Below are 12,088 nucleotides of genomic sequence, written 5' to 3'. Positions count from 1 at the left end.
GGCGTCCACTGTCCGCTCCGCGGACTCCGTCCGCACCGTCCCCCACGAAAGTGCGCCGTGCGCTCACTCCCACTGCCGCTCGCCCTCACCGCGCGCCTGACCCCCGTGGTCGTGCTCGCCTGCGCGGGCTGGGCGATGTCGTCCGGCCCGCTCACCGAAAAGCAGGACACCGCGGCCAAGGACACGCGGAAGACCCAGTCCGAGAAGACGGCCGGCCCCTCCTCCACGGCCGTGTCGAAGACGTACGCCGCGGCCCCCGCCCCGTGCACCAGCATCGCCGCGAAGACGGTCACCGGGCTCGTGCCGGGCGCCAAGACGGCCGGCAAGGAGATCCCGTCCACGGACTCCGATCTGCGCCGCACCTGCTCCTGGAACGCGCTCAAGGGCTACGACTACCGATGGCTCGACGTCTCCTTCGAGATCACGGAGTCGGACGACGCGGCGAAGACCTCGTACAAGGAGCGGACGGGCGAGAAGAGCGGCGGCGGGGCGGTCCCCGGACTCGGTGACGAGGCCTATTCGGTGGTGAACCTCACCACCGAGGACAAGCAGCAGACCCGTGAGGGTGTCGTCCTCGCCCGGGTGTCCAACGCGCTGGTGATCGTCAACTACAACGGCAGCGACTTCGAGACGAAGAAGGCACCCAGCACCGACGAGATCAACAAGGGTGCGATCAAGGCCGCGAAGGAAGTCGTGGCCGCGCTGCTCAACGGCAAGCAGGCCTGAGAGCGGCCGCCGCGGCTCGCGCGGCGACCGTGACCCTTTGACTTGTCGCCTGTGACTTGCGACTTGCGACTTGCGACTTGCGACTTGCGACGGGAACGGCCGGAGGAGCCTGGTCGCTCCTCCGGCCGTCTCGCGTCGTCCGTCAGACGGCGTGCTGTTCCTGTCGCGGAGGCAGCAGCAGCATCAGGGCCAGGTACAGCGCCATCGAGGTGCCGAGCCCGACCGCCCAGCCGTAGTCGGCGAGGGATTCCAGCGCCGGGATCGGCCGCCCGTCGATCAGCGGCTTGAAGCTGGCGCCGCCGACCGCGAGCACTCCGCCGGTCGCGAAGGCCACCACGGCCCGCCAGTTCCAGCCGCCGTCGTACCAGTAACGGCCGCCCGTACGGTACAGATCGGTCAGGTCGAGCTTGCCGCGGCGCAGGATCCAGTAGTCGGCGATGAGGATGCCGGCGACCGTGCCCAGCAGACCGCCGACCAGACCGAGCCAGGTGAAGATGTAGCCCTGCGGGTCGGAGTACAGCTTCCACGGGAAGATCAGCACGCCGAGGACACAGGTGGCGAGGGCGCCGGTGCGGAAACTGATCCTCCGGGGCGCGATGTTGGAGAAGTCGAAGGCCGGCGAGACCAGATTGGCCGCGACGTTCACGGACAGGGTCGCCACCAGCACGGTCACCAGCGCGAACAGCAGACCGAAGACGTTGTCGGTCTTGGCGGCGAGCTGTACCGGATCCCAGATCGTCTCGCCGTACACCGCCTGCGAACCGGAGGTGACCATCACCGACAGCAGCGCGAACAGGGTCATGGTGGTCGGCAGGCCGAGCGCCTGACCCCAGGTCTGCGCCTTCTGCGACTTTCCGTACCGGGTGAAGTCCGGGATGTTCAGCGACAGCGTGGACCAGAAGCCGATCATGCCCATCAGGGACGGCCAGAAAAGCTTCCAGAAGTCGCCGCCCCAGCCGAGCTTGGACGGCTGGTCGAGCAACGGGCCGAAACCGCCTGCCTTGTCGCTCATCCAGATCAGCATCACCAGCGCGCCGACCAGGACGAAGGGCGCCGCCCAGTTCTCGAAGCGGCGGATCGTCTCCATGCCCCGGTAGATGATCGCGACCTGGATCGCCCAGAAGATCGCGAACGACAGCCACATGGTCCAGGCGTAGCCGCCGATCTCCCCGGCCTCGCTCCAGCCGTTGCCGATCAGTTTCCCGGCCAGGAAGTAGATCGCCTCGCCGCCGATCCAGGTCTGGATGCCGAACCATCCGCAGGCCACCAACGCCCGTACGACGGCCGGCAGGTTGGCGCCGCGGATCCCGAACGAGGCGCGGGCGAAGACCGGGAAGGGGATCCCGTACTTCGGTCCCGCGTGCCCGGTGAGCAGCATCGGGACCAGCACGATGACGTTGGCCAGGGCGATGGTGAGCACCGCCTGCTTCCAGTCCATGCCGACGGCGATCAGACCGGAGGCGAGCGTCCACGACGCCGTGTTGTGGGCCATGCCGACCCACAGCGCGGAGAAGTTGTACGTCGTCCAGGTGCGCTTCTCCACAGGGACCGGGAGAAGGTCCTCGTTGGCGTAGGGGCCGCTGGGCTGCGGCGAACCAGGGGCGATCTCCACCCGGCCGTCGGCGAGGGTGACTTGTGAGGTCGGCGGTATGGCCGTGGGAGCGGTGTCGGTCATGGGCAGGCCAATCAAACGAGGGGCGGATCCGGAAAGGCCGTGCGGGATCTCCGGCCCCCTCCTCCGGGTGCCGGAGGAGGGGAGAACTGGAGTGGGGGGTCGGGGAGTCGAGCGGTCAGCCGTTGAGGGCCGGGATGACCCGCGCCCCGTAGGCGTCGATGGTGGCCTCCCGGGCGTCGTGCATGTCGTAGACGGCGAACTGGTCGACGCCCAGCTCACGCAGTGCCTGGAGCTTCTCGATGTGCTTCTCGACCGGTCCGACGAGGCAGAACCGGTCGACGATCTCGTCCGGCACGAACGCGGTGTCGGGGTTGTCGGCGCGCCCGTGGTGCGAGTAGTCGTACCCCTCGCGGGACTTGATGTAGTCGGTCAGTTCGTCCGGTACGGCCGCGGAGTGCTCGCCGTACTTGGACACCAGGTCGGCGACGTGGTTGCCGACCATCCCGCCGAACCAGCGGCACTGCTCACGCGCGTGGGCGAGCGCCTCGGGCGAGTCGTCCTCGGTGACGTACGCCGGGGCGGCGACGCAGATCTTCACCTCGGCGGGGTTGCGGCCGGCGGCGACGGCGGCGTCCTTGACGGCCTTCACCATGTACTCGGTGAGGTAGAGGTCGGCCAGCTGGAGGATGAAGCCGTCGGCCTCCTCGCCGGTCATCTTCAGCGCCTTGGGGCCGTACGCGGCCATCCAGACGGGGAGTCGAGCGTCCTCCCTGATCCACGGGAACTTGACGACCGTGCCGCCGAGGTCCGCCTCCTGGCCCGAGCCGAGTGCCCTGATGACCTTCATGGCGGCGCTGATCCGGGCGAGGGTGTTGGGGGCGCGGCCCGCGACGCGCATCGCGGAGTCGCCGCGTCCGATGCCGCACACCGTGCGGTTGCCGAACATGTCGTTGAGGGTGGCGAAGGTGGAGGCGGTGACCTCCCAGGTGCGGGTGCCCGGGTTGGTCACCATCGGGCCCACCGTCAGCCTGCTGGTGTTCGCCAGGATCTGGCTGTAGATCACGAACGGTTCCTGCCAGAGCACGGCGGAGTCGAAGGTCCAGCCGTACGTGAAGCCGTTGTCCTCGGCACGCTTCATCAGCTCGACGACCTTCGAGGCCGGCGGGTCGGTTTGCAGGACGAGTCCGAAGTCCATGAGCGCTGCTCCTAGTTGAGGTACTGGCAGGTGGAGCGCGGGGTGTAGACGCCGTGACCGGCGTGTCCGGTGTACTCCCGCTCGGTGATGACGAGTTCGCCCCGCGACAGGACCGTCTCGACGCGGCCGGTGAGCCGCTTGCCCTCGTACGCCGAGTAGTCGACGTTCATGTGGTGCGTCTCGGCGGAGACGACCTGCTCGGCGTGCGGGTCGTAGATCACCACGTCGGCGTCGGCGCCCGGGGCGATGGTGCCCTTCTTCGGGTACATGCCGAACATGCGGGCCGGAGTGGCGCAGGCGATCTCGATCCAGCGACGGCGGCTGATGTGCCCGTCGACGACGGCCTGGTGCAGCAGGTCCATCCGGTTCTCGACCCCCGGCAGACCGTTGGGGATCTTCGAGAAGTCGCCCCGGCCGAGCTCCTTCTGACCCACGAAGCAGAAGGGGCAGTGGTCGGTGGAGACGACCTGGAGGTCGTTGGTCCGCAGGCCCTGCCAGAGCTTGGCCTGGTGCTCCTTGGGCCGCAGCGGCGTCGAGCACACGTACTTCGAGCCCTCGAAGCCGGGCTCGGCGAGGTTGTCCGTCGACAGGAACAGGTACTGCGGACAGGTCTCACCGAAGACGTTCAGCCCCTCGTCGCGCGCCCGGGCCAGTTCCGCGACCGCTTCCATCGCCGATACGTGCACCACGTACAGCGGAGCGCCGGCGACCTGGGCGAGTTTGATGGCGCGGTGGGTGGCCTCGGCCTCGAGGAGGGCCTTGCGGACCTCGCCGTGGTACCGCGGATCGGTCTCGCCGCGGGCCAGCGCCTGCTCGACCAGGACGTCGATGGCGATGCCGTTCTCCGCGTGCATCATGATCAGTCCGCCGTTCTCGGCGGAGCGCTGCATCGCGCGCAGGATCTGGCCGTCGTCGCTGTAGAAGACGCCGGGATACGCCATGAACTGCTTGAAGGAGGTGACGCCCTCCTCCACCAGCAGGTCCATCTCCTTCAGCGTGTCCTGGTTCACGTCGGAGACGATCATGTGGAAGCCGTAGTCGATGGCGCAGTTGCCCTCGGCCTTCGCGTGCCAGGCGTCCAGCCCGTCGCGCAGACTGCGTCCGACGCTCTGCACGGCGAAGTCGACGATCGTCGTCGTGCCGCCCCAGGCGGCCGCCCGGGTGCCGGTCTCGAAGGTGTCGGAGGCGGAGGTGCCGCCGAACGGCAGCTCCATGTGGGTGTGGACGTCGACCCCGCCCGGGATCACGTACTTCCCGGTGGCGTCGATGACCCGCTCGGCGGTCCAGGCCTCGGCGGCCGGGGTCGCGGAGGCGGCGAGGGCGGCGATACGGCCGTCCTCGATCAGGACGTCGGCGTGGATCTCGTCGGACGCGGTGACGACGAGGCCGCCGCGGATGACGGTACGGGTGCTCATGCGTGGACGCTCCGCTGGGTTGTGGTCGTGACGTACGGGTCGTTCGAGGCCGGTCGCGTCCCGCGGCGGAGCCGCACACGGACGCTGCCCCGCGCCCCCGACCGGGACGCGGGGGCCTCGGGTCCTACGGTGCGGTCAGCGGGCCGTAGGCCTCCGGGCGGCGGTCCCGGTAGAACTGCCAGCGGTCGCGGACCTCGCGCAGCTTGGCCATGTCGAGGTCGCGGACGACGAGTTCGGTCTCCTTGTCGCTCGCCACCTCGCCGACGAACTGGGCCTCCGGGTCCACGAAGTACGAGGTCCCGTAGAAGTCGTTGTCGCCGAGTTCCTCGACGCCGACCCGGTTGATCGCGCCGACGAAGTACTCGTTGGCGACGGCCGCCGCCGGCTGCTCCAGCTGCCACAGGTAGGCGGACAGGCCACGCGAGGTCGCCGAGGGGTTGAACACGATCTCGGCGCCCTCCAGACCCAGCGCGCGCCAGCCCTCCGGGAAGTGGCGGTCGTAGCAGATGTAGACGCCCACCTTGCCGACGGCCGTCTCGAAGACGGGCCAGCCCACGTTCCCGGGCCGGAAGTAGAACTTCTCCCAGAAACCCTTGACCTGCGGGATGTGGTGCTTGCGGTACTTGCCGAGGTACGAGCCGTCCGCGTCGATCACGGCGGCGGTGTTGTAGAGGACGCCGGGCTGCTCCTCCTCGTACATCGGCAGCACCAGGACGATGCCGTGCTCCCTGGCGAGCGCCTGGAAACGCTTCACGATCGGGCCGTCCGGGATCTGCTCGGCGTACTCGTAGAACTGCGGGTCCTGGACCTGGCAGAAGTACGGTCCGTAGAACAGCTCCTGGAAACACAGGACCTGAGCACCCTGCGCGGCCGCGTCGCGGACCGCCTGCTCGTGGACCTGGATCATCGATTCCTTGTCGCCGGTCCAGGCCGTCTGGAAGACGGCGGCGCGGATCACTCTGCTCATCGGGACCTCCGGTCGCTCGGTGTACGAGGAGCCTAGGAAGCCGCGGAGCCCGCTTTGAGTTGCACGGTGTCACGCCTGCGGGCGTCCGGCGTGCCACCGTGTCACGTCTTCGCGGACCCATGTTTCACCACCGTTTTCCCTGGTCGTTCCATGTTTCTGAGGTGTTGCCCGACGTCCGCCGTCAGCTCTGCTGCGCGTCGTGCGCGAGCAGCGCGATGTGCACCGAGGCGGCCTGTTCGAAGTCGTCGAGGTCCACCCCCAGCCGGCCCTCTATCGCCTCCAGCCGGCGGTACAGCGCGGGCCGGGAGACGTGGTGGAGCTGGGCGGTGCGGGACTTGTTGCGGCCGGTGGCCAGGTAGGTCCGCAGGACGGCGAGGAGGTCGTCCCCGGCCGCGCACAGCAGCCCGTCCAGCTCCCGCTCGGCGAAGGACTGCACATGCGGGTCGTCCCGCAACAGCCTTACCAGGCCGCGCAGATGGACGTCCTTGAGGCGGACGACGGGCGGGAGGTCGAGGGCCGCCGAGGAGTCGGCCACGGCGTCCGCGACATGCTGGGCCTCGCGCAGCCCGGCGGACACGTCGTCCCAGACGATGCGTGGGGCGGCCGCCGCGACGACGGTGCGGCTCTCCCCCGACTCGGTCCGCAGCCGGGCGGCGAAGTGCGCGGTGAGCGCCTCGGCGTCCTGGTCGCGGGCCAGGCTGAGCAGCACGGCGGTGGCCCCGTCGGCGAGCTCGGCGACCAGCCCGGTCATCCCCAGCAGGCGCAGCATGCGCTCCAGTTGGGCGGGATCCCCGGCACGGACGACCAGCGGGACGAAGGTGCGCCGGTTGACGGGGAGCCCGGCCGCCCGGGCCCGGGGCAGCAGCTGCCGGGCCGGCACGACACCGGAGACCAGGTCGGTGAGCAGGCTCTGCGCGGACTGCTCCTCCCAGGTGTGGGCGGAGGTCCCGCCGAGCATGCGGTGCAGGACGAGGGCCTCGGCGGCCCGGTCGGCGAGGAGCCGGCCGCCGGCGGTGTCGCCGCGGTGGCCGCAGAGCATGATCTGCCCCCACCGCTCGCCGCGTCCGCCCAGCTCCGCGCGGATCCAGCCGTCGCCCTCGGTGCCGCCGGCCTGGCGGGCGATGCGCTCCCAGTCCCGCAGCACGTCGTCGACCGCCGACCGCTCCCCCGCCGTCGCCAGCACCCGGTGGGCGAGGTTGGTGACGACGACGGGACAGGCGGCGTGCTGGGCGATCTCGTCGAGCAGCAGCTGGAGCGGGGCGCCCGCGGTGATCAGCGCGGTGAGCGCGGTCCGCACGGCCTCCGACAGGCTGACGGCGGCGAACTTGCGCCGGACCAGCCGGGACTGGACCTCCTCCGTCAACTCGGCGAAGGGGAAAGGGCGGTGGAGGACGACCATCGGCAGCCCGCACCGCTCGGCCGCGCGCCGCATGACGTCCGGTGGCGAGGGGAACGCCCGGCCCAGTCCCAGCACGACGGCGGCGGCCTCCGCGCGGTGCAGGGACTGGATGTACTCGGTCTGCGCGTTCTCGTCACCGGCGAGCAGCACTCCGGTGGTGAGGACCATCTCGCCGCCGCTGAGCATCACGCCGACGTCCGCGGCCTCGGCGACGTGCACCCAGCGCACCGGGCGGTCGAGCTGGCCCGCGCCGGCCACCACCTCGGGCTCCCCGGCCAGCACCCTTTCCAGGGCCAGGACCTGACGGACCGACAGAGCGGGTTCCAGGGGCTCTACGGGCCCCCAGGGCTCCAGGGTGATGGTCATGGCGTCGTGTTCCCTTGCTCAGGTGCTCAGGCCCGCGCTACTGCGTGCTCCTCAGGGCGCGTTCGAGGATCGCGGCGCCCTCCTCGGCCTCCGCCACGGTCAGGGACAGCGGCGGCGCGATCCGCAGGGCGCTGGTGTCGTGCCCTCCGCCCTTGCCGATCAGCAAGCCCTCGGCGCGGGCCGCCTCCAGCACGGCGGCCGCCCGCTGCGGGTCCGCCAGATCGGTGCCGGGCTTCGTCAGCTCGACGCCGATCATCAGTCCGCGCCCGCGCACCTCACGGACCCCCGGATCCTGGGCGGCGACGGCCCGCAGCCGCTCGATGAGCAGGCCGCCGACCCGCCGGGCGTTGCCTTGGAGGTCGTGTTCCAGCAGGTAGGAGAGGTTGGCGAGGCCCGCAGCCATGGTGACCTGGGTGCCGCCGAAGGTGGAGATGCTGTTGGCGTCCAGGCAGTTCATGATCTCGGCGCGGGCGATGACACCGCCGATGGACATACCGTTGCCGATGCCCTTGGCGAAGGTGACGATGTCCGGCGGTCCGCTGCGGCCGTGCGCCTGCCAGCCCCAGAAGTGCTCTCCGGTACGGCCCCAGCCTGTCTGCACCTCGTCGGCGATCCACAGGATCCCGTGGGCGTTCAGCACGTCACGGAACGCCGCGTACAGACCGTCCGGCGGCGAGGTGAACCCGCCTACCCCCTGGATCGGTTCGGCGATCAGGGCCGCGGGCGGGCGGGTGTGGCCGAGCAGGTCCTTCAGGTCCTCGACGCAGGCCTCGATGAACTCGGCGTCGCCGAGCCCGGCGAACGGGCCGCGTCCGCGTACCCCGCCGTGGACGTAGAGCGTCTGGAGCGGGGACAGCGAGGTCGGCGACCAGCCGCGGTTGCCGGTGATGCCGACCGCGCTGAAGGAACGGCCGTGGTAGCTGTTGCGCATCGCGAGGACGGTGTTGCTGCGCCGGTGGGTGGTGGCGAGCAGCAGCGCGGTGTCGTTGGCCTCGGTGCCCGAGGTGGTGAAGAAGACCCGGGCGTCGGGGATGCCGCTGACGTGCGCGATACGCTCGGCGAGGTCGACCATGGCCCGGTTGAGGTAGAGGGTCGAGGAGTGGATGATCCGCCCGGCCTGCTCGCTCACCGCCTTGGTGACCTCGGGCAGCGCGTGCGCCGTCATGGTGGTGAGGATGCCGCCGAAGAAGTCGAGGTACTTGTTCCCGTCGGAGTCCCAGACGTGCCGGCCCTCACCGTGGGTGATCTCCAGCGGATCGTCGTAGTAGAGGGCGAGCCAGTCCGGCAGGACGCGGCGGTGGCGGGCGTGGAGGTCGCTCACGGCTGCACCAGCCCGTCGTAGGCGTCGGGTCGGCGGTCGCGGTAGAAGGCCCACTGCTGCCGGACCTCCTCGACCAGGTCGAAGTCGAGGTCGCGGACCACGAGTTCCTCGTCCTTGTCGCTCGCGACCTCGCCGACGAACTTTCCGCGCGGGTCGACGAAGTACGACGTCCCGTAGAAGTCGTTGTCCCCGTACTCCTCGACGCCCACCCGGTTGATCGCGGCGACGAAGTACTCGTTGGCGACCGCGGCCGCGGGCTGCTCCAGCTGCCAGAGGTGGGCGGAGAGGCCGCGGTGGGTGGCGGACGGGTTGTAGACCAACTGTGCCCCGTTGAGGCCGAGTTGCCGCCAGCCCTCCGGGAAGTGCCGGTCGTAGCAGATGTAGACGCCGACCTTGCCGACGGCCGTGTCGAAGACGGGCCAGCCGATGTTCCCGGGCTTGAAGTAGTACTTCTCCCAGAAGCCCTTCACCTGCGGGATGTGGTGCTTGCGGTACTTGCCGAGGTACGAGCCGTCGGCGTCGATCACGGCGGCGGTGTTGTAGTAGAAACCGGACTGCTCGATCTCGAAGACCGGTACGACGACGACCATGCCCGTCTCGCGCGCGAGCTCCTGCATACGGCGCACGGTCGGCCCGTCGGGCACCGGCTCGGCCCAGCGGTAGTGCTCCGGCTCCTGGACCTGACAGAAGTAGGGAGCGTTGAAGACCTCCTGGAACCCGATGATCTTCGCGCCCCGGCGGGCCGCCTCGCGGGCGTGCTCCTCGTGTTTCGCCACCATGGACTCGGTGTCGCCGGTCCAGGTGGCCTGGACCAGTGCGGCACGAACGACGTTGGCCATGAGCTGCTCCTTCGACGGGACGTCAGAGCCTCTACGCCCGTAGACGAAGGTCGTAGAGGGACGAACGTAAGCCTCCGGGACGGGCTTGCCAAGACCATCGTCGTTAACCCGCCGAGTCGATCGCGTTTCACACTCCGGTGGGTGAGTCGCCGGGCGTACGGCGTAAGGAGGCGGCCAGGGTCAGGCGGTGAAGCCGGCCACCCGGAGGGCGTGCACCAGGTCCCAGTGGCGCTCCTCCGAGACGCTGCGCGCGGCCTCCAGCACGAGGGGGACGAGGGTCTCCGGCGCCGGGGCGACGCTGCGCGCGGCCTCCTCGGGCGTGCGGACCCGGACGTAGGCGTCGAGCAGCGCGCGGACCTCGCGCAGCCGGCCCTCCTCGACCAGGCCGAGTACCGCCCGGCCTATCTCGGGGGCCGGGCGGGCGACACCCTGGCGCAGGATCTGCTCGCCGTCGGCCGTGCGCCCGACGGCGGCCAGCGCGTCGGCCGCGGCGACGAGCCGGTCTGCGGGGAGGGAGGCGGCCTCCCAGAGCAGGGTGGTCCAGTCGGCGGTGAGCCCGGCGCGCTGGAGCTCGGCCGCGAGCAGCGGGATGCGGGCGGCCGGCCAGTAGGCGAGCTCGACGAGCAGGGCGTGCGCCTCGCCGCTGCGGCCCTCGCCGCGCAGGCTCACCAGCCGTTCGACCGTCTCGACGGTCTCCCGCCGGGCCTCGGGGTCCAGCGGCTCACGCCGCGCTTCGGGCCGCCGCTCGGCCTTCTCCTCGGCGGCCCCGGCGAAGCGGGCACCGCGCGGGGTGCGGCGCCCTGCCGTGGCGGGCACGGGTGCCGGCGGTTCGGCGACGGACGGGACGACGGCGGAGGCGGTGTCCTCGTCCTCGGCCATCCCCGCGAACCGGGCGCTGCCGCGGCGGCGCTTGCGCTGCTTGGGCACGGAGGCGGGGGCAGGCGCGGGGGCGTCCTCGACGGGAACCGGCCGGGGGGCGGGGGCATCGGCCGCCGGCGCCCAGGACTCGTACGCCCCGACCGCCGCCTCGGAGTCGTGCGCGTCGGCCGAGGGCTCGGCGGCGGCATACCCACCGGAGGCGCCGTATCCGGCAGGTGCTTCGTAGGCGGCAGGCGCTTCGTATCCGGAAGGAGCGCCGTGCGCGGCAGGGGCGTCGTACTCGGCAGGAGTGTCGTACCCGGCAGGGGCGTCGTGCGTGGCCTGCCTGGCGTCGGCCTCGGTGTGCCGGGCGGGTCCGGGGCCCGCGCCGGTCGTCGGGATCCGGTCCGACTCCGCCATCCGGTGGCGGAGTTCGGCGCACCGCGCGGTGGCCCGTTCATGGTCGTCCTGGGCCCAGGCGAGGTCGAGGCGGATGGCTTCGGCCTGCTCGTGGGTGGTCGCGGCCGGGAGCCTGCGCCTCAGGTCCGCCAGCCGTTCGGCGGCGTACCGCTGTTCGCGGAGCATCACGTCGAGCCGGTCCCCGAGGGCGTCACGTCCACCGGGCCGGGCGTCGTGGGCGGCGAGGGCGGCGGCGTGCAGCGGCCGGACCTGTTCCGCCTGCCGCGCGGCGACCTCGGCCCCGTACTCGGCGGCGAGGTCCTGGAGCACCGCGTCCACCACGTCCCAGGGGGGCACCTCACGCCCGTCGAGGCAGGCCTGCATGCCGTCGGGGTCACGTTGCCAGAACACCGCGCACCAGCCGGCGCCCTGATCGAGGCGCGACAGCAGTCCGTTCAGGTAGCTCGCGAACTCCCGCACTCTGCCCGGGAGTTGATCCACAGCCATCGCTCGACTCCCGCCCCGACCGGAACACTCCGGTTCGTAGAGAACACCAACCGTGTTACAGCGCGGCTACAGCCAGTTTTCGAAACCGACGCGACGACGCGCGCCCGTGATCCCGACCGAGCAGGGACAGCGGCCCCAGGGTGTCACGCGGGGGCGGGCACGCACAGCCCCGCCAGCTCGTCCATCGACAGGCCGAGCACCCGGGCGAGCGCGGCGACCGTGAAGAAGGCCGGGGTGGGGGCGCGGCCGGTCTCGATCTTGCGGAGGGTCTCGGCGGAGATGCCGGCGTGCGTCGCGATGTCGGCCATGCTCCGGCCGCCGCGGGCCTCGCGCAGCAGCCGGCCGAGCCGTTCGCCGCGCTCGCGCTCTTCGGGGGTGAGGGGGGTGCGCACCATGGGTGCCATTCTAATACCGGTACAGTAATTGGCGCAGGTGTGCCGGGAGGCGGGGGCCACGGCATCCCGGACGGCCTCGGGGCCAT

10 protein-coding genes are annotated in these 12,088 nt (G+C 70.9%); 1 reads left to right on the top strand and 9 read right to left on the bottom strand.

Annotated elements, in window-relative coordinates; all coding sequences use genetic code 11:
* Window positions 1–57 precede the first annotated feature (57 nt).
* A complete protein-coding gene (locus tag AOQ37_RS11415) occupies window positions 58–726 on the top strand; it encodes a hypothetical protein (RefSeq protein WP_062643898.1) in 669 nt (222 codons plus the stop codon).
* 142 nt (window positions 727–868) lie between these two features.
* On the opposite strand, the gene AOQ37_RS11410 is transcribed toward AOQ37_RS11415, so the two are convergent.
* The 9 genes from AOQ37_RS11410 to AOQ37_RS11370 all read right to left on the bottom strand — a co-directional run bounded on the left by AOQ37_RS11410 (window position 869) and on the right by AOQ37_RS11370 (window position 12,002).
* Entirely contained in the window at window positions 869–2,401 is a 1,533-nt protein-coding gene (locus AOQ37_RS11410) for an NCS1 family nucleobase:cation symporter-1 (protein ID WP_062643896.1), read from the bottom strand.
* 115 nt (window positions 2,402–2,516) lie between these two features.
* On the bottom strand, window positions 2,517–3,536 hold the full coding sequence (locus AOQ37_RS11405) for a TIGR03842 family LLM class F420-dependent oxidoreductase (RefSeq protein ID WP_062643894.1): 1,020 nt from the start codon (window positions 3,534–3,536) through the stop codon (window positions 2,517–2,519).
* Window positions 3,537–3,547: 11 nt separating this feature from the next.
* Complete coding sequence (gene hydA, locus AOQ37_RS11400; RefSeq protein ID WP_062643892.1) at window positions 3,548–4,951, bottom strand: dihydropyrimidinase; 1,404 nt, start codon at window positions 4,949–4,951, stop codon at window positions 3,548–3,550.
* Between the two features lie 124 nt (window positions 4,952–5,075).
* The gene (locus AOQ37_RS11395) at window positions 5,076–5,918 is read right to left on the bottom strand and encodes a nitrilase-related carbon-nitrogen hydrolase (protein ID WP_062643890.1); all 843 of its coding nucleotides are present in this window, start codon (window positions 5,916–5,918) and stop codon (window positions 5,076–5,078) included.
* Between the two features lie 181 nt (window positions 5,919–6,099).
* Window positions 6,100–7,683 (bottom strand): PucR family transcriptional regulator, encoded by a 1,584-nt coding sequence (locus tag AOQ37_RS11390; RefSeq protein ID WP_062643888.1) that lies wholly within the window; start codon window positions 7,681–7,683, stop codon window positions 6,100–6,102.
* A 37-nt stretch (window positions 7,684–7,720) separates the two neighbouring features.
* Window positions 7,721–9,004, bottom strand: a complete 1,284-nt coding sequence (locus tag AOQ37_RS11385) for an aspartate aminotransferase family protein (RefSeq protein WP_062643886.1) — start codon at window positions 9,002–9,004, stop codon at window positions 7,721–7,723.
* On the bottom strand, window positions 9,001–9,843 hold the full coding sequence (locus tag AOQ37_RS11380) for a nitrilase-related carbon-nitrogen hydrolase (RefSeq protein WP_062643885.1): 843 nt from the start codon (window positions 9,841–9,843) through the stop codon (window positions 9,001–9,003). Before AOQ37_RS11380 ends, AOQ37_RS11385 begins: the two co-directional genes overlap by 4 nt.
* Before the next feature lie 180 nt (window positions 9,844–10,023).
* Window positions 10,024–11,607 carry a hypothetical protein gene (locus tag AOQ37_RS11375; RefSeq protein WP_062643883.1) on the bottom strand — a complete coding sequence of 528 codons (1,584 nt, stop codon included), beginning with the start codon at window positions 11,605–11,607 and terminating at the stop codon, window positions 10,024–10,026.
* Between the two features lie 143 nt (window positions 11,608–11,750).
* Entirely contained in the window at window positions 11,751–12,002 is a 252-nt protein-coding gene (locus tag AOQ37_RS11370; protein WP_062643880.1) for a helix-turn-helix domain-containing protein, read from the bottom strand.
* Window positions 12,003–12,088 lie beyond the last annotated feature (86 nt).

The sequence above is a fragment of the Streptomyces maremycinicus genome (assembly GCF_001184025.1).
In the GTDB taxonomy this organism is placed as follows: domain Bacteria; phylum Actinomycetota; class Actinomycetes; order Streptomycetales; family Streptomycetaceae; genus Streptomyces; species Streptomyces maremycinicus.
The sequence above is the reverse complement of the archived record's forward strand: the minus strand, read 5'-3'. Positions and strand labels throughout refer to the sequence as shown.